This window comes from Yersinia sp. LJYL362, from assembly GCF_048323875.1.
In genome coordinates this window covers 1-20,754 of sequence record NZ_JBLWEX010000242.1, presented here as the reverse complement: position 1 = coordinate 20,754, position 20,754 = coordinate 1, and the positions used below count along the sequence as shown (strand labels likewise).

Sequence of the window (20,754 nt, the reverse complement as noted above, 5' to 3'; positions counted from 1 at the left end):
GAGTTCGGGATATGTTGCAGTTCATACTCCGACGTTTGGGGTTAGTTATCCCAACGTTTATCGGCATTACTTTGCTGACCTTTGCTTTTGTTCATATGATCCCGGGCGACCCGGTGACCATCATGGCTGGGGAACGCGGTATCTCCACCGAGCGTCATGCTCAAATCATGGCGGAAATGGGGCTGGATAAGCCTCTTTATCAACAATACTTCCATTATGTGAATGGCGTATTACATGGCGATCTCGGCATTTCGCTGAAAAGCCGAATTGCTGTCTGGGAAGAGTTTGTTCCCCGCTTTAAAGCGACACTGGAACTTGGGATCTGCGCGATGCTGTTTGCTATCGCGGTGGGTATCCCCGTCGGTGTGCTGGCAGCCGTCAAACGCGGTTCAATATTCGACCACACTGCCGTTGGGATCTCCCTAACCGGCTACTCGATGCCTATCTTCTGGTGGGGCATCATGCTGATCATGCTGGTTTCGGTGCAATGGAACCTAACCCCGGTCTCGGGGCGTGTCAGCGATACCGTATTCCTCGACGATAGCTTGCCGCTGACCGGCTTTATGCTGATAGATACCTTAGTTTGGGGTGAGCCGGGTGACTTCAAAGATGCTGTGATGCATATGATTTTGCCAGCGATTGTATTAGGCACCATTCCTCTCGCCGTTATCGTGCGTATGACCCGTTCTTCCATGCTGGAAGTGTTGGGCGAGGATTATATCCGTACCGCGCGCGCCAAAGGTTTGAGTCGGATGCGAGTGATTGTGGTCCATGCCTTGCGCAATGCCTTATTGCCGGTGGTTACCGTGATTGGTTTGCAGGTTGGCACCATGCTGGCGGGTGCGATTTTGACGGAAACCATCTTCTCCTGGCCGGGATTAGGGCGCTGGTTGATGGATGCTTTGCAACGCCGAGATTACCCGGTGGTACAGGGTGGGGTGTTGCTGGTCGCGATCATGATTATTTTAGTTAACTTGCTGGTAGATGTGCTCTATGGCGTAGTTAACCCGCGTATTCGTCACAAGAAATAAGGGGCGCAGAATGTCTCAACTTACTGAGTCTACAGTAAAAAGTGCGCCGAAACCGATGACTCCTTTGCAGGAGTTTTGGCACTATTTCAAGCGCAATAAAGGGGCTGTAATCGGCCTGTTTTACATCATTATTATGCTAATAATTGCCGCAGGTGCTACCTGGCTTGCCCCACACGGGCCAGCAGAGCAATTTCGCGATGCATTGCTAAAGCCCCCAGTTTGGGAAGCAGGCGGTAGCTGGAAATTTATTCTCGGCACCGATGATGTGGGCCGCGATGTCTTGTCCCGCCTGATGTACGGTGCTCGCCTCTCGCTGTTGGTGGGTTGTCTGGTGGTGGTTCTGTCGCTGGTGATGGGTGTAGTTTTCGGTTTACTGGCCGGTTATTTCGGTGGGATTGTCGATGCCATCATCATGCGTGTGGTCGATATCATGCTGGCACTGCCAAGCCTGTTGCTGGCACTGGTGTTGGTGGCGGTATTCGGCCCTTCAATTGTGAATGCCTCGTTGGCGCTAACCTTTGTCGCCTTGCCGCACTACGTGCGATTGACGCGAGCCGCCGTGCTGGTTGAGGTGAATCGCGACTACGTCACGGCCTCAAGAGTGGCCGGTGCGGGTGCGATGCGCCAAATGTTTATCAATATTTTGCCAAACTGCCTCGCGCCGTTGATCGTGCAGGCTTCTCTCGGCTTCTCTAACGCCATTCTGGATATGGCGGCTCTCGGCTTCCTCGGCATGGGGGCACAACCGCCAACACCAGAGTGGGGCACCATGCTCTCTGATGTGTTGCAGTTTGCCCAAAGCGCCTGGTGGGTCGTGACCTTCCCCGGTGTGGCGATTCTGCTGACGGTTCTGGCGTTTAACCTGATGGGGGACGGCCTGCGTGATGCTCTCGACCCCAAACTCAAGCAGTAACAGAGGTAGAGAGAGATGGCACTTTTAAATGTAGATAAATTGTCGGTGCATTTCGGTGACGAAGGTGCGCCGTTCAAAGCCGTAGACCGTATCAGTTACAGCATTGAGCAAGGTCAGGTGGTCGGAATTGTCGGTGAATCTGGCTCTGGTAAATCAGTCAGTTCATTGGCAATCATGGGGCTGATTGATTACCCCGGAAAAGTGATGGCCGATAAGCTGGAGTTTAATGGCCGCGATCTGACCAAAATTTCTGAAAAAGAGCGACGTCAATTAGTGGGCGCGGAAGTGGCGATGATCTTCCAAGACCCGATGACCAGCCTTAACCCGTGCTATACCGTCGGTTTCCAGATAATGGAAGCGCTGAAGGTACATCAGGGCGGCAATCGTAAAACGCGTCATCAGCGGGCTGTGGATTTGCTGACATTGGTGGGTATTCCTGACCCGGCGTCGCGTTTGGATGTGTATCCGCACCAGCTTTCCGGTGGGATGAGCCAGCGCGTGATGATTGCTATGGCCATTGCGTGTAAGCCAAAACTGCTGATCGCTGATGAACCAACAACCGCACTGGATGTGACCATTCAGGCGCAAATTATTGAGTTACTGCTGGAATTACAACAGCGCGAAAATATGGCGCTGCTGCTGATTACGCATGACCTGGCACTGGTCGCTGAGGCGGCTCATCATATTATTGTGATGTATGCCGGTCAGGTGGTGGAAACCGGTAAATCGTCGGAAATCTTCCGTGCGCCACGCCATCCATACACTCAGGCGTTGTTGCGGGCGTTACCGGAGTTTGCACAGGATAAAGCGCGGTTGGCATCATTACCGGGTGTGGTTCCGGGTAAATATGACCGCCCTGAAGGCTGCCTGCTTAACCCGCGTTGTCCGTATGCCAATGATCGCTGCCGCCGTGAAGAACCTGAACTGTTGGGACCAGCGGGGCGTCAGGTTAAATGCCATACACCGCTTGATGATGCGGGGAGGCCGACCCTATGAGTCAACCTACTGATATGAAAAATGAATCACAGGCAACCAAGCCACTGTTACAAGCCATTGATTTAAAAAAATACTATCCGGTCAAAAAAGGGTTATTTGCGCCGGAACGTCTGGTTAAAGCTCTGGATGGTGTTTCATTCACTTTAGAGCGCGGCAAAACATTGGCGGTGGTTGGCGAATCGGGTTGTGGGAAATCCACTCTCGGCCGCTTACTGACCATGATAGAAATCCCAACTGGTGGTGAACTTTACTATCAAGGTCAGGATTTGCTCAAGCCAGATGAAAGTGCTGAGAAGCTGCGGCGGCAGAAAATCCAGATTGTGTTCCAGAACCCTTATGGTTCATTGAACCCGCGTAAGAAAGTGGGGCAGATCCTGGAAGAACCGCTGCAAATCAATACCAAACTTAGCAGCAAAGAGCGCCGCGAAAAAACATTGGCGATGATGGCGAAAGTCGGCCTGAAAACCGAGCATTATGACCGTTATCCGCATATGTTCTCTGGTGGTCAGCGCCAGCGTATCGCCATTGCGCGCGGGTTGATGTTGAACCCGGATGTGGTAATTGCCGATGAACCGGTTTCTGCACTGGATGTGTCAGTGCGGGCACAGGTATTGAATCTGATGATGGATTTACAGCAAGAACTGGGGCTGTCGTATGTCTTTATCTCCCATGACTTGTCAGTGGTTGAACATATTGCCGATGAAGTGATGGTGATGTATCTGGGCCGTTGTGTTGAAAAAGGCAGCAAAGAGGCCATTTTCAATAATCCGCGTCACCCTTATACGCAAGCATTGTTATCTGCTACGCCACGGTTGAATCCGGATATGCGCCGCGAGCGTATCAAATTGACCGGTGAATTGCCGAGTCCAATGAGTCCACCGCCAGGTTGTGCGTTTAATGCGCGTTGCCGCCGGGCATTTGGCACTTGTACTCAGTTACAGCCGCAACTGAAGAAATATGGCGACCAAATGGTAGCTTGTTTTGCTATTGATCAGGATGAAGCGGAAAAGGCCAGTTAACACTGAAATAAAGCCATATAGACTCTATTAGAAACGCCGAATATTCGGCGTTTTTTATTTAACATAAATAGGGTGGTGGCTTATGGTGAATAAATATTAGTAAGTAAATTATTTATGTTTGAGTGATATGAAAATGAAATAGCGCCATAGGTGATGTTTATAATCAGAGCCAAAGTATGGATTTAAGATGATATGGATCACATTTCTTATCGATGGATGAACAATATTATTGTTATTATTTAGCGAATACTCTAGCGATTAATTAGTTTCCCTTTATTAGTATCAGGGTATTTGGGGTTGATATAAGCACGTAAATATTAATAAAAAAGAGTGCAATGAATGCACTCTTTTAAATATAAATATCAGTAATACCACGCTCTTTATTGTGGGTAAGGCACCCAATCACCGCCATTTAGCCGAATATAGGGTTTGCCCTGATATTGCATCACAATAGCATTATCATTTTCTGATATTACTGCGGTCTCTGGTAAACCTTGCGTCAGAGTCTGCCAATCTACACTTGGGGTGGTAAACACTTTGCCATCCACCATGCGTGACACCAATTCAGAAATCGCCAGATAGCTGCTTGGCGCACTGACCACTACTGGGCTGGCAGGCTGTGGTGCTTTCATGCCAATCAGCTTAATCCCCACGGGGATATGCGTGATGCTAGGGCTTGGGATATCGCGTAGACCAGACATCTGCATTTTATCGCCAACCAAGGCAGCTCCGTGCTCCGGCACCACGACCACCATGACTTTGCGGCCAGACTTTTCCAACTCTTCGAGGAAGGTATTCAACTGGTCAAACAGGGTTTGGGCGCGCGTACGATAATCCGCCGTTTTATTGGTACCGACGAAACGGTTACCATCATGTAACGGTATGATATTCATGAAAGTTGCGCTGCGTGTATCACCGCCATTCTTCTGCTGTTCCAGCCAACGATTCAGTAGTTCCAGATCGTTATAAATAGGCTCGCCGTCAAAGGAGGCTAATTGATTGCTAATACCTTTCTGCGACATCATCGGTGCGCGCATATTGCCGTCATCCTGGATGTTTTGCAGATAGTTACCAAAGACACCGGAATGATCCATCATCAACTGCGAGGTAAACCCAAGTTTAGCTAAGTTATCAAATAGATAGCACTGTTGATCTTGTGGCTGATACAGATCTTTATGGAATGACTGGCCGCAGCTGGCGCGTAACAGGCGGATAGACGCCGGGCCGCTGTAGGCGGTGGCTGAGTTGAAGTTTTTGAACAGAATATCAAACTTGCTCCACAGCGGATGTTTATCCAGTTGAATGGCCTCAATATCTGACCATGACAGTGAACAGATATTAATAACCAATAAATCAAATGGTTGCGCGTCACCGGGTAAAGATGCTGGGAATGTCGTGTGACGAGTTTTCTCTTGCTCATAAAAAGCATTCAAATGAGCGGTCAGATTTGCATCGGTTGGCGGCCCACCGGCTTCAACAGGGCTACCTCCTGCTGCTGACGGTTGATCTGTGCTCACTGGCACTGTTGTCGCTGCCGTCTCCGCAGTGGGAGCCAGAGAAAATGCTGGCCCGGCAATACCGGCGACATTCAGCCAGATCATGGCGGCAACGACAAAAACGGTGACGCGGATCCATTGTGAAATAAACAGGTAGCCTACCAGAATGACGAAAGCTGTTCCTATCATCGCCCAGTTAATAAAACGGCTAAGTAATTCAATTAGATAGCTAAAGCTAAAGCCCGTTACCTGCGAGCCTTGGCTCATGATGCTGTTGATGCCGGGCAGCCAGGTATCGTGATAAAGCAGACCGATACCGATGGGTATGGCTAGCCAATGACGCCAGCGATGGACACGATATGCTGGGATCGGGAACAGCAGAAAGGCCAGAAACACCAGATTTGCCAGCGGGTGGAAGTTCAGGTAACCAAACCACAGTAGGGCAAATTTGAGCAGAAAGTAGTAGTTCCATGCGCCCAGACCGCGCCAATAGCGCCACGGGCTCTGCGATTCTTGCTGTTTATTTTTTGCGTTCATGGTTATTTCTTAGTCTGTGAAGATGAGCCATCACGCAACCAGATCCCTTCTGATTTTAAATAGCGCGCGGATAAGAATAAATGTTGTTTTTTCTCCCACCACCGCGGAAACCAGCGGCGGGCCATATAGCCCAGCGGGAAAAAAATAATGGCCCCCAGCAACAGAATTTGCCAAATATCATTGAGATTCATGAGAGGGTCTCCTGACGGTGGCCGGTATTCAGTGTCAGTGGCTCAGGTGTGCGCCGGGCGCGCTCTGCTTGCTCTGGCACATCAACTTCTTGTTTATAAGTCTTTTTATCGCCGGTGGTTTGCCATGCCTCGGGAGTATTCATCATTCGGTTCATCTCTGAGATGATCTCCTGATCCTGATACCACACCAGCCGGTTACTGAATGCTTCGGCTACCGGCAAGCGGAAGATATGACTTAACGCAGTGTCTAAGTCATTGATACGGCAGGTTGAAAGGAATAATAACAACCGATTATCAGACACCGTAACCACGTCGCCATAGCGGCGCAAATGGCACAGTGTCAGTGCCTGACGCGCCTGTAGCCCCGGTACTGCCCGCAGCGCCACCAGTACACCTTTACCGTTTTCTGGTAACAAGGTGTTGTTCATTAACTGCAACACCGATTGGTAGAACTCGGTGGGGGGCAGATAGCCTTTGAGCTGAAGGGGGCGCAATGCTTCCAGTAACGCATTGATATCTTCGGGAACATGGCGTGAGAAGCGCTGCCCCTGAATACCTTCCAGCATCGTCAGAAAACGCGACAATGGCGCAACATGGGGCACAATCAAATTGGCCCCGCAGGCCAGTAACAAGCGCTCGTCGCTGTAGCGCAAACTGGCGTGCATTTCGCGCACCACAATTTTGACGGTATTGCCGCGTTGACGGCGGATATTGTGGATTTGATGCGCCATTTCATCAATTTGCTCACTCTGATTCAGCGCAAAAATAAGTGTCGCAGCATGCGCCGTCATTGCGCGCTGGGCCAGAGCGGTATTTGATTCCAGCAACTGCCAGTGGGTAGAAAGGGGGGGAGCGCCTTCCAGGATGCTGGTTTCTGCTAAATACAGATGCTCATCATTGCGTGATTGCGGCAAGGCTTGCTGGACTTCATCCGCCATGCTCCAGCCTTGCTCATCGGCTTCGAGCAAAACCAATTGGTTGGCGGTCACCCCTTTTGCCGTGCTCCACCAGGAAACCACATATTGTGCGTTATCCTGCTGCCATTGCAGATTAGCCAAACCTTGTAAATAACGGTGCTGACTGACCAACTGATTTTTGATTTTATTAATGCCAGTGCTATGACAAATCACCAGTAATGTGCAGTTCTGGGCCTCCAGCCATTGCTGAATATGCTGGAGCCACTGCTGCATCTCTTCGCTGGTAAAGGTTTGCCACAGATTCGCGGGCGCAAACAGAATGAAGAGTCGCTGTTGTGGGCGCAGCGAGCGCATTAAATCATGAGTTAAATATTTTAAGGCGTTTTTTTGAGCAGGTAAGGTAAATAACGGTAATTTACTGGGGCCAGAATGGGCGACATTACTCAGGAGATTTTCAGGTTTTTGCCCTGAACAAATCAATGCCGCTCGGGTATTTTCAGGTTGGCTACGAATAAGCTGCTGGCAAAATAAATTGGCATCAACTTGACGCTCAATATTGACCCAATAGAACCCGGGAGCCTGCATTACGGCTAATTCATCCCAGATTTTTCGAACACCTAATGAGAAAGATCGTGACATAGATTCTTTATCTGCTTTCGTTAAAGTGCTATTGGGCCAATTACTGGATAAATTCAAAGAACAATTGTAACATTGCAATAAGTATTAACCAATGTCCCTGCCTTGATATTAATCTAAGACTCATCTTATCGGGAGAAAGTATACTCTGGTTATTGTTATACTTAATTACCATAGCCTATTTTCTAAAGGCGGATAAATGAAGACGATAATAAATCGATTCCATGAGAAAACTTCACTTGAAGCTCAGGATGATCTACTAGCATTAAGTCAGGCCTTCTCGTTACCCACGTTAAGTTATGTCGATATTGTCCGTCAGGAGCGATTAACCCAAATGATGGCTCGCTGGCCATTGCTGGCCGAATTGGCGCAATCCACAGGGAGTAAATAGTCTATGCCGGTATTGGCTTTACAAGGTGTAAGAGGGGGCATTGGTACGACATCGGTCACCGCAGCTCTGGCATGGGCATTACAGCAACTGGATGAATCGGTTTTGGTGATCGATTTTTCACCGGATAATTTACTGCGATTGCACTTTAACATGAGTTTTGAGCAATCCCGTGGTTGGGCCAGGGCTGAAGTGGATGGCGAAGGCTGGCAGCAAGGGGCGATGCGCTATACCGAGAAGCTGGATTTCTTACCGTTCGGCCAATTAACTCAAACTGAAAATGAACAACTTAGCGCGTCTTTGCAGCAACATCCTCGTCAATGGCAGGAGAATCTGTCCCGATTGCTTGCCAATGCGAGCTATCGCTGGATTCTGTTGGATATCCCCGCCGGTGATAGCACATTCACCCGTCAGGCACTGGCGCTGGCTGATCAAACCCTGATTCTGATTCATGCAGATGCCAGTTGCCATATCCGCCTGCATCAGCAAAATTTGCCTGCCGGCTGCCATTTTCTCCTTAATCAGTTCTCTGCCAGCAGCCGTTTACAACAGGATTTACATCAGCTCTGGCTGCAAAGTCTGGATAGCTTATTACCCATATTTATTCATCGCGATGAAGCAATGGCCGAAGCATTGGCAGCCAAACAGCCATTGGGTGAATACAGCGCGCAAAGTTTGGCGGCAGAAGAAGTGATGACTCTGGCAAATTGGTGCCTGATTAATGCTGCGGAAAGCGGTCTATGAATCGCCTGATGCGGATGTTATTCCTCACCCCGGTCTATCAGGGGATGCGCCGCCGCTATCATCTCTATATGCAGCAAGGCTGTACGGTGCTCACGGCATTTCTTACGACACTGGCGCTACCGTTGTGCTGGATCTTCCTGCGCCTCGAGTCACCAAGCTGGCAGAGTGTGATACAACACCGCACTTACTGGTTCCCGCAAATTTCCCCCAATCGCCCACGTTTGGGAGATGGTTTACGTTATCTGCTGCAAGGGTTGTGGCTGTTATTAATTCGCCCGCAATCTGATCATGATAAAAAACGTCAGCCAGTGGCCGCCGGTAAAGGTTGGGTAAAAAACAAAAGACAGGGATATATCAGTTGGTTGGGGAGTGTACCGCAGCGCTTTGAACTTCAGAAAATAGAGAAATCAGTCGCCACACGATTGAGCCAACTTTCAAAGCGTACTCGCCGTATCCTGTTTATTATCTTAGGTATTTTTACCGGTATCTTAGCCTTGCTGTGTATCTCACAGCCATTCGGCATGATGGCGCAATTCGTGTTTGTATTGTTGCTGTGGGCCATTGCTATGGTGGTGCGGCGCGTACCAGGGCGCTTGCCTACCCTGATGCTGATTGTGCTGTCGTTAACGGTTTCCTGCCGCTACTTATGGTGGCGTTATACCGAAACCCTTAACTGGGATGACCCTGTCAGCCTGGTGTGCGGTTTATTATTACTGTTAGCCGAAACCTACGCTTGGGTAGTGTTGGTATTGGGTTATTTCCAGACGATTTGGCCGCTCAACCGCCAACCAGTGCCTATGCCGGAAGATATCAATAGCTGGCCAACCATTGATTTGATGGTGCCGACTTATAACGAAGACCTCGGCGTGGTGAAACCAACCATTTATGCCGCGCTGGGTATTGATTGGCCGAAAGATAAAATCAATATCTATATTCTGGATGATGGTAACCGGCCCGCATTTAAAGCATTCGCCGCAGAAGTGGGGGTGCATTACATTGCTCGTCCTACTCATGAGCACGCCAAAGCCGGCAATATCAATAATGCGCTGAAACAGGCTACCGGTGAGTTTGTCGCTATCTTTGACTGCGACCACGTGCCCACCCGCTCTTTCCTGCAACTGACCGTCGGCTGGTTCTTTAAAGATAAAAAGCTCGGCATGATTCAGACGCCGCATCACTTTTTCTCACCTGATCCCTTTGAGCGCAATCTGGGGCGTTTTCGTCAAACCCCGAATGAAGGGACGTTATTCTACGGCCTGGTACAAGACGGTAACGATATGTGGGATGCGACTTTCTTCTGTGGCTCCTGCGCCGTGTTGCGCCGCAGTGCGCTAGATGAGGTAGGGGGGATCGCGGTGGAAACGGTTACCGAAGATGCTCATACCTCATTGCGTCTGCACCGCAAAGGTTACACCTCAGCTTATATTCGTATTCCGCAGGCGGCCGGATTAGCAACCGAAAGTTTGTCAGCACATATCGGACAGCGAATCCGCTGGGCGCGTGGCATGGTGCAAATCTTCCGGTTGGATAACCCGCTGTTGGGCAAAGGGCTGAAATTTGTCCAGCGCTTGTGCTACGCCAACGCCATGTTGCACTTCTTATCCGGTATTCCGCGCTTGATCTTCCTGACCGCGCCGCTAGCATTCCTGTTGCTGCATGCTTACATCATTTTCGCGCCAGCACTGGCCATTGCACTTTATGTGTTGCCGCATATGATTCACGCCAGCCTTACCAACTCCCGCCTACAGGGTAAATATCGCCACTCATTCTGGAGTGAAATCTATGAAACGGTGCTGGCCTGGTATATTGCCCGCCCGACTACTGTGGCGCTGCTCAATCCCCATAAAGGGACGTTTAATGTCACGGCAAAAGGCGGTTTGGTTGAGGCGCAACATGTGGATTGGGTGATAACCCGTCCTTATATGGCGCTGGTACTGCTGAATCTGGCCGGTTTGATTGCGGGCTTGTGGCGCCTGGGTTATGGCCCGGCGACTGAAATCATGACCGTGGTGATTAGCCTGGTGTGGGTCATTTATAATATGACGATTCTAGGCGGGGCTGTAGCGGTGGCGGTTGAAGCCAAGCAAGTTCGCCAATCCCACCGTGTCGAGATTGCCATGCCCGCAGCGGTGGCGCGTGCGGATGGCCACTTATTCTCCTGCACCCTGCGTGACTATTCCGATGGTGGGGTGGGGATCGAAATGCGTGAAGCCGGGTTACTGAAAGATGGCGAAGCGGTACATCTGCTGCTTAAACGCGGCGCACAGGAATATACCTTCCCGTGTGAGGTCACCCGCGCCTTTGGCACCAAAGTCGGGATGCGGATGCATCAACTGAGTGTGTCCCAACATATTGATTTTATACAGTGTACTTTTGCTCGCGCTGACACGTGGGCGCTGTGGCAGGATGGCTTCCCAGAAGATAAACCGATTGAAAGCCTGCGTGATGTTTTGGCGCTGGGCTTTAGAGGTTATGTCCGTATGGCCAGCTATGCTCCGCCGGTGATTCGAAATGTATTGATAGGATTTACCTCCCTGATTGCCTGGATTGCATCGTTTGTACCCCACGGCGTGGATAAAAATCAGGCTCCGAGTAGCCAGGGCCAGACAGTGGCTCAACATTGATGATGATATGATGACGAGAAAAATAACCTGGTTTACCGCACTGGCTTTGGGATTGACGCCATTCACCCATGCCGAAACACCCGCAGTTCCGTCGCTTCAATCGGCGGCCTCGACGACTGCTGTCGCAGCAACAGTGGATTTAGCACCTGTCGCTCCAGCGGCATTGCCGAATGTCCCCGTTCGCGATGTGGCTTATACTTTTGCCAAAATTGCCCCGCCACCGGGGACATTCGCCTTGCGCGGGACCAATCCAGAAGGGGTGATTGAATTTGGTGTGCGCAGTGATGAAGTTGTCACTCATGCGATGTTAAACCTCGAATTTACGCCATCACCTTCACTGATCCCGGTGGAATCACAGGTTAAAGTCTTTCTGAATGATGAGCTGATGGGGGTCACGGCAATCACCAAGGACCAACTGGGTAAACCAACACGGTTCCAGTTGCCGATTGATCCACTTTATATCAGTGATTTCAATCGGCTGCGGTTAGTGTTTGTCGGCCACTATCAAAACATTTGTGAGAATCCGGCCAGTAATACGCTGTGGCTGGATATCAGCAAATCCAGCTCGTTGGATTTACGCTATCAATCACTGTCAGTCAAAAATGATTTGTCCCATTTCCCTGAGCCTTTCTTTGATGCGCGGGATAATCGCCCGCTCAATTTACCGGTAGTTTTCGCCGCGGCACCGGATGTGGCGCAGCAACGTGCAGCCTCTATTTTGGCATCGTGGTTGGGTGACAAAGCGCAATGGCGTGGGCAGAACTTCCCGGTTTTGTATAATCAGCTGCCGACTCAGCATGCCGTGGTGTTTGCGACCAACACCCAGCGCCCTGATTTCTTGAAAGATTACCCGCCGGTCAAAGCACCGACGGTGGAAATTATCAGTCATCCAGATAACCCGTATGTGAAGCTATTACTGATTCTGGGCCGTGATGATAATGATCTGATCATGGCGGCACAGGGGATAGCGCAAGGCAATATCCTGTTCCGTGGTCAAAATGTGACGGTAGATAAAGTCGAGCAACTGGCACCACGCCAGCCTTATGATGCGCCAAACTGGGTGCGTACCGACCGGCCAATGACTTTTGCTGAGTTACAGCAATATCCAGATCAACTGCAAACTACCGGTTTGTTGCCGCCGCCGATTTCATTATCGCTGAACCTGCCACCGGACTTGTTCCTGATCCGCAGTGCGGGCATTGATATGCGTTTGAAATATCGTTACACCTCAACGCGCCTGATGGATGGTTCCCGTTTAAGCATCAGCCTGAATAATCAGTTTGTGCAGGACTACCCGCTGTCGCCGAATACGCCGGAAGACAGTAAAATCCTGCGTCTGCCCTTACTGCAAGGCTTACAAGACTCTGCCAAGCGGTTGACCATTCCGGCATTGAAACTGGGGGCCACCAACCAGTTACGCTTTGATTTTGACTACAGTACCTTGCTGGCGAGCGGCGCGGAAGGGCGCTGTGAAACCTACTCGACCGCGCCAAACCACGCGGTGATTGATGGTAATTCCACTATCGATTTCTCCGGTTACCGCCACTTTATGGAAATGCCAGATTTGCGGGCATTTGCTAATGCCGGCTTCCCATTCAGTCGTCTGGCAGATCTCTCCGAAACCCTGGTCTTGGTGCCACCAAAACCTGCGCCGTCACAACTGACTACGCTGTTGAATACCGTGGGGAATATCGGGGCGCAAGTCGGCTATCCGGCGGTGGGCATCAACATCACCGACGACTGGTCACAGGCAAAAGACCAAGATGTCGATGTGCTGATTATCGGAACCATTCCGCCAGAATTACGTGATGACCAGAAGATTAACTTGCTGGTGGATCAAACCCAGAGCTGGGTCAAAATGCCAAATCGCCAAACGGGCTTGCCGGACATGTTGGCTCCCGCTTCCGATAGAGTGGCGGACAGCAAAACGACCGTCAGTTCTGAAGGAGCGATGTCTGCCATTATCGGCGTACAGTCACCTAACTTCCCGCAGCGCAGTATCGTGGCGTTATTGGCTGACAGCCCGCATGGCTACAGCTTACTGAATAACGCGTTGCTCGACAGCGGCAAACGTGAGGCGGTGTTTGGCTCGGTCGCGGTTATCCGTGAGTCAGGCGTTAACAGCCTGCGTGTTGGCGACACCTATGATGTCGGCCATTTACCTTGGTGGGAGCGCATCTGGCACAGCTTATCTACCCATCCGGTTCTGCTGGCGGGTGTTGCAGTGTTAGTCGTAGTGATTGCTGCAATGATGGCCTGGCGCTTGTTACGCCTGATTAGCCGCCGTCGGTTATCACCTGATGAGAGAGATTAATTCTGATGGTCGTGATGTTTAAACGACTGGTATGTATCCTGCTGCTGCTTGCCAGTTTTGGTACCGCAGCAGCTTGTGATTGGCCAGCATGGCAGCAGTTCAAACAACACTATATCAGTGAGGCGGGGCGGGTTATCGACCCCAGCAACCCGAGGAAAGTCACCACGTCGGAAGGGCAGAGTTACGGCTTGTTTTTTGCACTGGTGGCAGATGATCGCGAGACATTCGATCGACTACTCACCTGGACGGAAAACAATTTGTCGGCGGGAGATTTAACCGCCCGTCTGCCCGCATGGTTGTGGGGGCAACGCAATGAACATAGCTGGGATATTCTCGACCCAAACTCGGCCTCGGATGCTGATTTATGGATTGCTTACAGCTTATTAGAGGCTGGTCGATTGTGGGATACCCGCCGCTACCAGACCATGGGAACTCTGCTGCTGCAACGCATTGCCAAAGAAGAAGTGGTAAATATTCCTGGCTTGGGTGAAATGTTATTACCGGGCAAAATTGGCTTTAATAATGAAGACCGTTGGCGGCTTAATCCAAGCTATTTGCCACCACAATTGCTGGCGCGTTTCGCTTCCTTTGCCGGGCCGTGGAAAGCTATGGTGAAAACCAATCAGCGGCTATGGCTGGAAACAGCGCCGCATGGTTTCAGCCCTGACTGGGTGGTGTGGCAAAAAGATAAAGGCTGGCAGCCGGATGAAACTCACCCAAATCTCGGTAGCTACGATGCGATTCGTAGTTACTTATGGGCCGGGATGTTAGCCAATAACAGTCCGCAAAAGGCGGCACTTATCCAGCGCTTCCAACCGATGGCTGAAGTCACCCGACAGCAAGGTTTGCCACCGGAAAAGGCCGACACACTGACCGGCAAAACAACCGGTGATGGGCCAGTTGGCTTTTCGGCGGCATTATTGCCGTTTTTAGCCAGCAGTCCCGCACCGTTTAATCAGCAGGCGCTTAGCCAACAACAAAAACGGGTACAAGATTCACCTCCGGGAGCCGATGCTTACTACAGTGCAGTGCTGACACTGTTTGGTCAGGGATGGGCACAACATCGTTATAGCTTTAATCGTCAGGGTGAGCTTCAGCCCTCATGGAACAGTCAATGCGCAACATTAAAATAAACTGGCTGTTAAGCCTGGCGTTATTGCCTCAAGCCTTTATTGGTGTGGCGCGGGGGGCCGAAGCTGTCTCGCCAACCCAGTTTTTACTCGAACAGGTACGATTGGGCGAGGCGACTAATAAAGATGAGTTGGTTAAGCAGTCACTGTATCGCCTGAACATGATGGACCCGAATAATCCGGATGTCATTGCGGCGGGAATACGTCAGGCATTGCGGCAAGGGAATCTGGCGGAAGCACAAAAACAGTTAGATAAATTGCAACAATTGGCACCTGACTCTGATGTGTATCGACGCGCTAAACTGATGTTGGCCATGACAAAACCAGAGGTGCGTCAGCAATTGCAAGAGGCTCGCCTGTTGGCAACCGCTGGGCGAGTCGCAGAAGCAAAAGTTAAATATGATCAGTTGCTGCAAGGGAATCCACCCACACTGGATCTGGCGGTTGAGTATTGGCGGCTGGTGGCGCGGTTACCGGGTCAGGAAGCGCTGGCTACCCAGAAACTTGCCTCGCTAGACCAACAATATCCCGGCAACGTCGCTCTACGCATGGCATTGGCGCGCATGTATTTCAGCCAACAAAAGGCCGCACAGGGCTACGCGATGTTGGAGAAAGTGGCCACAGACCCTACCGGAACGTCAGATGCTGCTGATTTGTGGATGGATACCATCAAAACGATGACGGTAAGCCCGCAAAGCGTCGCCGCATTGACCCATTTTCTTAATGTGTTTTCAACCGGGCCACAAGCAGATATGGCTCGCAAAGAGCTGGCTAATCAGCAAGCGATGTTGGCCGATCCCACCTATCAGGCGCGGTTAAGTGGGCTGGCGAAAGTTGACAGTGGGAGTGGCGCGGCAGCAATACCGGCATTGAAACAAGCATTGGCGGCCTCACCCTATGATCCAGAAATTCTGGGCGCACTGGGCCTGGCCTATGCCCGTGCGGGAGATCGTGCACAGGCTTTGCGGTTATTTGAACAGGCACAAAAATCAGATAAAGACGGCCTAAAGAGCGATAAATGGGCCAGTTTGATCAAGACCAACCGTTACTGGTTGCTGAATGATGAAGGTGATAAAGCGCTGAAAACCGGCAATACTGTACTGGCCCAGCAAAAATATCAGCAGGCGCGTCAAATAGATGGCAGCGACAGTTATGCACTGATTGGCTTGGGTGATGTGGCCGTGGCCCGTCATGATGATAAAACTGCCGAGCAGCATTATCAGCAAGCATTGCGTCTTGATCCAGCCAACAGCAGCGCGGTGCGTGGCCTGGCAAATATCTATCAACGTGAATCCCCACAAAAAGCACTCAATTACCTGAATAATTTGCCGCGCAGCCAACAGGCCAAAATGCGCGACACACTTAATAGCCTGCAATTGGATATGCTGAAACAGCAGGCTGAAGCGTTGGCGGCACAGCAACAGTGGCATCAGGCGGCAGAGAAATACCGGCAGGCGCAAAAGCTGGCACCGGATGATGTCTGGATAACTTACCGGTTGGCACAAGCATTGGCGCAAGATGGTCATTCAGCACAGGCGGATGCAGAGTTCCACCAATTGGCCAGTCGTAAACCGGGTGACCCAGAGCAGGTTTATGCTTACGCGCTTTACCTTTCCAGCACCGAACGAGATAGCCAGGCATTGGCGCATCTGGCCACACTGCCAGCGGCGCAATGGAACGATAATATTCGTGAATTAGATCAGCGCTTGAAATTAGATCAAGTGCTGACATTGGCGCGCCAGCTGCGGGACAATGGTGATGAGACCGGGGCGATAACCGCGTTACGTCAGCAACCTACGAATACACAAATTGACCTGACACTAGCCGATTGGGCGCTGGAACGCGGCGATTATAGTGAAGCACTGGCGGGCTATCAGCGTATTCTGGCGCGTGAGCCGCAAAACCCTGATGCGCGTTTGGGTGAAATTGAGGCTTATATTGCCGAAGGCCGCCTTAGTGATGCACGTCAGCATTTACAAACTGAGCCACTGACGGGCGAAGGTGCCAGCTTAAATACCCAACGGCGGGTCGCCAATGCCTGGAGCGGCGTGGGTGATCCACAAAAAGCAGCCGATATCTTCCAACGGTTGAAACCGGCTGCCGCCAAAGGCGCACCATCACAGGATAATGCGCTGGTGTTTCGTGACTCAGCCCGTTTAGCACAATCACAAGGGCAGCCAACTGCTGCGCAAGATGATTTCAAGCAGGCGATGGTCGCCAGCGGTATTGCACCGACACGGCCGACAGATAATGACAGCTATACCTTACTGACCCGTAATCAGGCCACGGATGATTGGCTCAAACGTGGCATTCGTGCTGATGCTGCCGACCTCTATCGTCAGCAGGATACCCGCGTCACATTGGATCAGGATTATTGGGGATCTAGCGGCACGGGGGGTATTTCTGATCTGAGCGCGTTTAATACTATGGCTCAGGTTGATACACCGCTTGCAGATGGCCGCGCTTTTTTCCGTAGTGACATCATTGAGATGAATGCCAGCACATTTGCGAATACCAAGGGTGTATATAAGGAGAAGTTCGGTACTTGTTATAAGGCCGGATGCGAGGGTGATATTCGCCAGCGCGCGAGTGGCACCAGTATCGCAATGGGGTGGCAAAATGATCATTGGGCCACGGATATTGGTACTACTCCAATGGGATTTGAGGTGGTCGATGTGGTCGGCGGCTTGGCATACAGCAACAGCTGGAACCATATTGGCTGGACTGCAACGGCGTCACGGCGGCCGCTATCCAGCTCGTTACTGGCCTTTGCCGGAACGCGTGATCCCAATACCAATGTTACTTGGGGCGGCGTTCGTGCCAACGGTGTCAGCTTGGGTGCCAGTTATGACCGGGGTGAGGCTAATGGGGTCTGGAGTGATTTAAGTTATCACTATCTGACCGGACAAAATGTGGCTGATAACCAGCGCTTGCGTTTTATGACCGGCTATTATTATAAGCTGATCAATGAAGATAACCGCCGTTTTACCATCGGTTTGAATGGTATGTGGTGGCATTATCAAAAAGACCTCAGCGGTTATACCTTGGGCCAGGGCGGGTATTACAGCCCGCAGAAATATTTGTCACTGGCTATTCCGGTGAACTATCGGCAACGGACAGATAATTGGTCATGGGAGTTGGGTGGGTCGGTTTCATTATCACATTCAGCCACCAATGATCGCGCACGTTACCCACTGCAAAGTCTGTTGAACAACAGTATTAAGAGTATCTCAGATCGGAATGATCTTGATTATGGTGACAGCAGCAATGGTGTGGGTTATACCTTGCGAGCATTAATTGAGCGCCGTCTGAGCTCGCATTGGACACTGGGTGCCGGAGTGGATATCCAGCAAGCAAAAGATTATACCCCAAGCCATGCGCTGATTTACCTGCGTTACTCGATGGCAGGATGGCAGGGTGACCTGGATATGCCACCACAACCGTTAGTGCCTTACGCGGACTTTAAGTAATCGCTAGTTGAGTTTATTTGCATAAAAAAGCAACTTCATCGTGTTTAATCGCACTTTGAAGTTGCGATCTTGATAGGAAAAGACCGAAACCCACGGTATTCTTCCCAACCGGTTTAGTTTCGCAAGATAAAATCTCAGGGCGATCGAGTATACTCGGACAGCATCGATGAGTCGCCGCATCACAGTGGCAACCATCATATTTTATTCAGTCGGAATGGGTGGGAGTGAGTTTGCGGGTAAGGCGTTCATTAACGATTAAACAAATGGCAGCAGTGGCCGTTGTTGCACTGGTCACCATCTGTATTTTTATCGTTCTTCAGTTGTTCCACTTTGTGCAGCAGCGCAAAGATGACTACGCCAAGCAGTTGGAGAGTATTGCTTATTCCGTGCGTCAGCCGCTGTCTGAAGCCATTTTGAGCGTTGACATCCCACAAGCCAAAAAAATCCTCAATAACTTACTGCCCATTGGTATTCTTAGCCGTGCCGATGTGATTCTGCCTAATCAAATTCAGGTTTTACACGCAAGTTTCCCCACCGAGCGGCCAGTCCCTCGCTGGGCCAAGCGTATTTTTGCTCTGCCCGTTCAGATAACGGTACCGCTGTATTCACTGGAGCGAGTCTCTGCTAATCCGCAACCACTGGCACATTTGGTGTTACGTGTGGACTCGTATCGTATGTATCAGTTTATCCTGAGTACCTTGTCGGCAATGCTCTCGACTTATTTGCTGTTGGCGCTGGTACTCTCAGTGTCTATTGCCTGGTGTATTAATCGCCTGATTATTCATCCATTGAGGGCGATGGCTAAAGAGCTGGAACATATTGGGCAGCAAGGTGTGCTGAACCATCAATTGACTATGCCTGACCATCATCAGGATGATGAACTGGGTATATTGGTTCGCAATTATAATCGTAACCAGCAACTGCTAACTGAGGCTTATACGGAAATGAGCCGTACCCAAAGCACAGATCGGTCTTCGTTGCATAAAACGCAACAGCAGTTGGCACAGGAAAATGATATCTTGCAGGCGATTGAACGCCGTGATTTCGTCCTGTTTTTACAACCGCAGTGGGATATGGAAGAGTGGCGGATTATCGGTGCCGAAGCATTGCTACGCTGGCGTCAGGCGGATGGCAGTTATCTTTTACCTTCTGAGTTTGTCCCTGATGCGGAAGAGAGTGGGGCCATGATGCCACTCGGTAGTTGGGTGCTGGAGGAAGCATGCCGTATTCTGGCTGACTGGAAAGCACAAGGGATGAACTTGTCATTGGCGGTCAATATTTCCGGTTTGCAAATACAATGCGATAGTATCATTACACATCTAACAACCGTGATGGGTCGCTATAACATTGACCCGAGCCAATTGGTGTTGGAAATCACAGAAACCGCCCAGATTCAAAATCTCGACGCCGCGTACGTATTGCTGCGTGAGTTACAGGGGCTGGGTTTATCGATTGCTCTGGATGATTTCGGTACCGGCTATTCGAGTCTGCAATATCTCAATCACCTGAAAAGCTTGCCAGTGAATATCATTAAATTGGATAAAAGCTTTGTGAAGCATTTGCCAGAAGACGATGCGATGGCGCGAATTATCAGCACCATTTCTGATGTGCTGAAACTCCGTGTGATGGCTGAAGGTGTTGAGACCGAAGAACAACGGCAATGGCTACTCAAACACGGTATTCGATGTGGTCAGGGCTTTTTATTTTCGGAGCCGTTATCACGCGAGGAATTCGATACTCGCTTTACCCTGCGCCCTTGACGCTACAGTTGTATTAGCTTCCCTGACTTACCCGAATCACTGACTTGATTTGCGCTTAATCACTGGACTTGAGTCGAATATCAGTATTTTCATCTAAATAGGAACAACCAAAATATTATCCTTCCCTATATTAAATAAAAATAGATTTTAATCTAAAATATCCACTTCGCCATACTTTGGTGTGTATTGATTGCCAAATTATCCCCTGCGAAAATAACGTTATTATATAAAAGTGATTAAAACTAACAATAATACCGATAAGAAAATATTCGGCTGACATCTATTTTGTTTATTCAGCCACATATACAATATTAATACCTACCTAGTCAAGACTATTTAATTCGAAGGTGATCCCCTTCGAAATAGTCCCTACACCTTGCTATCTCTAGGCTATAACAAAAAACTTACAGTGCCAGTGCATTAGTCAAAACTATTTACTTTGAACCTTGTCACATAAATGGATATTGGTTCTATTAATTTCTAACTATTAGCCATGGATCTCGGAACTTTATATCAAAATAAATAGAATGGCGTTTCATAAGTGAGATGTATATTTATCATAATAATTAATGTTATTTATTAAAATAA

14 protein-coding genes are annotated in these 20,754 nt (G+C 50.0%); 11 read left to right on the top strand and 3 right to left on the bottom strand.

Features of this window, described 5'->3' with window-relative positions:
- Nucleotides 1-11 precede the first annotated feature (11 nt).
- The 4 genes from dppB to dppF are packed head-to-tail and all read left to right on the top strand — an operon-like array spanning nucleotide 12 to nucleotide 3,959.
- Entirely contained in the window at nucleotides 12-1,031 is a 1,020-nt protein-coding gene (gene dppB, locus ACNSO8_RS13890) for a dipeptide ABC transporter permease DppB (protein WP_019081650.1), read from the top strand.
- Between the two features lie 10 nt (nucleotides 1,032-1,041).
- Nucleotides 1,042-1,944: a dipeptide ABC transporter permease DppC gene (gene dppC, locus ACNSO8_RS13885; protein ID WP_019081649.1), complete on the top strand. Its 903-nt coding sequence runs from the start codon at nucleotides 1,042-1,044 to the stop codon at nucleotides 1,942-1,944.
- A 15-nt stretch (nucleotides 1,945-1,959) separates the two neighbouring features.
- A complete protein-coding gene (gene dppD, locus ACNSO8_RS13880; protein WP_005174903.1) occupies nucleotides 1,960-2,940 on the top strand; it encodes a dipeptide ABC transporter ATP-binding protein in 981 nt (326 codons plus the stop codon).
- A gap of 14 nt (nucleotides 2,941-2,954) precedes the next feature.
- Nucleotides 2,955-3,959, top strand: coding sequence for a dipeptide ABC transporter ATP-binding subunit DppF (gene dppF, locus ACNSO8_RS13875; protein WP_026018078.1), 1,005 nt, complete (start codon nucleotides 2,955-2,957; stop codon nucleotides 3,957-3,959).
- Nucleotides 3,960-4,339: 380 nt separating this feature from the next.
- Here dppF and bcsG read toward each other — a convergent pair whose 3' ends face one another.
- Genes bcsG through bcsE form a run of 3 tightly spaced genes read right to left on the bottom strand, consistent with a single transcriptional unit; the run spans nucleotide 4,340 to nucleotide 7,739 of the window.
- The gene (bcsG, locus tag ACNSO8_RS13870) at nucleotides 4,340-5,992 is read right to left on the bottom strand and encodes a cellulose biosynthesis protein BcsG (RefSeq protein WP_418394964.1); all 1,653 of its coding nucleotides are present in this window, start codon (nucleotides 5,990-5,992) and stop codon (nucleotides 4,340-4,342) included.
- Between the two features lie 2 nt (nucleotides 5,993-5,994).
- Complete coding sequence (bcsF, locus tag ACNSO8_RS13865; protein WP_005157335.1) at nucleotides 5,995-6,183, bottom strand: cellulose biosynthesis protein BcsF; 189 nt, start codon at nucleotides 6,181-6,183, stop codon at nucleotides 5,995-5,997.
- On the bottom strand, nucleotides 6,180-7,739 hold the full coding sequence (gene bcsE, locus ACNSO8_RS13860; RefSeq protein WP_050159384.1) for a cellulose biosynthesis protein BcsE: 1,560 nt from the start codon (nucleotides 7,737-7,739) through the stop codon (nucleotides 6,180-6,182). Before bcsE ends, bcsF begins: the two co-directional genes overlap by 4 nt.
- A 196-nt stretch (nucleotides 7,740-7,935) precedes the next feature.
- On the opposite strand from bcsE, the gene bcsR reads away from it, so the two are divergent.
- The 7 genes from bcsR to ACNSO8_RS13825 all read left to right on the top strand — a co-directional run bounded on the left by bcsR (nucleotide 7,936) and on the right by ACNSO8_RS13825 (nucleotide 20,166).
- Complete coding sequence (bcsR, locus tag ACNSO8_RS13855; RefSeq protein ID WP_019084141.1) at nucleotides 7,936-8,127, top strand: cellulose biosynthesis protein BcsR; 192 nt, start codon at nucleotides 7,936-7,938, stop codon at nucleotides 8,125-8,127.
- Between the two features lie 3 nt (nucleotides 8,128-8,130).
- On the top strand, nucleotides 8,131-8,868 hold the full coding sequence (gene bcsQ, locus ACNSO8_RS13850) for a cellulose biosynthesis protein BcsQ (RefSeq protein ID WP_019081645.1): 738 nt from the start codon (nucleotides 8,131-8,133) through the stop codon (nucleotides 8,866-8,868).
- A complete protein-coding gene (gene bcsA / locus ACNSO8_RS13845; RefSeq protein ID WP_050328798.1) occupies nucleotides 8,865-11,492 on the top strand; it encodes a UDP-forming cellulose synthase catalytic subunit in 2,628 nt (875 codons plus the stop codon). The genes bcsQ and bcsA overlap by 4 nt, the downstream gene beginning before the upstream one ends.
- A gap of 10 nt (nucleotides 11,493-11,502) precedes the next feature.
- On the top strand, nucleotides 11,503-13,806 hold the full coding sequence (gene bcsB / locus ACNSO8_RS13840; RefSeq protein WP_026018077.1) for a cellulose biosynthesis cyclic di-GMP-binding regulatory protein BcsB: 2,304 nt from the start codon (nucleotides 11,503-11,505) through the stop codon (nucleotides 13,804-13,806).
- A gap of 5 nt (nucleotides 13,807-13,811) precedes the next feature.
- On the top strand, nucleotides 13,812-14,939 hold the full coding sequence (gene bcsZ, locus ACNSO8_RS13835) for a cellulose synthase complex periplasmic endoglucanase BcsZ (protein WP_046695637.1): 1,128 nt from the start codon (nucleotides 13,812-13,814) through the stop codon (nucleotides 14,937-14,939).
- On the top strand, nucleotides 14,921-18,406 hold the full coding sequence (bcsC, locus tag ACNSO8_RS13830) for a cellulose synthase complex outer membrane protein BcsC (RefSeq protein WP_418394963.1): 3,486 nt from the start codon (nucleotides 14,921-14,923) through the stop codon (nucleotides 18,404-18,406). Before bcsZ ends, bcsC begins: the two co-directional genes overlap by 19 nt.
- 230 nt (nucleotides 18,407-18,636) lie before the next feature.
- Nucleotides 18,637-20,166 (top strand): EAL domain-containing protein, encoded by a 1,530-nt coding sequence (locus tag ACNSO8_RS13825; RefSeq protein ID WP_418394962.1) that lies wholly within the window; start codon nucleotides 18,637-18,639, stop codon nucleotides 20,164-20,166.
- The last annotated feature ends 588 nt before the right edge of the window (nucleotides 20,167-20,754 follow it).

What these genes read in the sequence shown, in the direction of transcription:
- bcsR (WP_019084141.1), top strand. Translation starts at nt 7,936, where the DNA reads ATGAAGACGATAATAAATCGATTCCATGAGAAAACTTCACTTGAAGCT.
- bcsE (WP_050159384.1), bottom strand. Translation starts at nt 7,739, where the DNA reads ATGTCACGATCTTTCTCATTAGGTGTTCGAAAAATCTGGGATGAATTA.
- dppB (WP_019081650.1), top strand. Translation starts at nt 12, where the DNA reads ATGTTGCAGTTCATACTCCGACGTTTGGGGTTAGTTATCCCAACGTTT.
- bcsZ (WP_046695637.1), top strand. Translation starts at nt 13,812, where the DNA reads ATGGTCGTGATGTTTAAACGACTGGTATGTATCCTGCTGCTGCTTGCC.
- bcsG (WP_418394964.1), bottom strand. Translation starts at nt 5,992, where the DNA reads ATGAACGCAAAAAATAAACAGCAAGAATCGCAGAGCCCGTGGCGCTAT.
- bcsQ (WP_019081645.1), top strand. Translation starts at nt 8,131, where the DNA reads ATGCCGGTATTGGCTTTACAAGGTGTAAGAGGGGGCATTGGTACGACA.
- bcsC (WP_418394963.1), top strand. Translation starts at nt 14,921, where the DNA reads ATGCGCAACATTAAAATAAACTGGCTGTTAAGCCTGGCGTTATTGCCT.
- bcsF (WP_005157335.1), bottom strand. Translation starts at nt 6,183, where the DNA reads ATGAATCTCAATGATATTTGGCAAATTCTGTTGCTGGGGGCCATTATT.
- dppC (WP_019081649.1), top strand. Translation starts at nt 1,042, where the DNA reads ATGTCTCAACTTACTGAGTCTACAGTAAAAAGTGCGCCGAAACCGATG.
- bcsB (WP_026018077.1), top strand. Translation starts at nt 11,503, where the DNA reads ATGACGAGAAAAATAACCTGGTTTACCGCACTGGCTTTGGGATTGACG.
- dppD (WP_005174903.1), top strand. Translation starts at nt 1,960, where the DNA reads ATGGCACTTTTAAATGTAGATAAATTGTCGGTGCATTTCGGTGACGAA.
- bcsA (WP_050328798.1), top strand. Translation starts at nt 8,865, where the DNA reads ATGAATCGCCTGATGCGGATGTTATTCCTCACCCCGGTCTATCAGGGG.
- dppF (WP_026018078.1), top strand. Translation starts at nt 2,955, where the DNA reads ATGAAAAATGAATCACAGGCAACCAAGCCACTGTTACAAGCCATTGAT.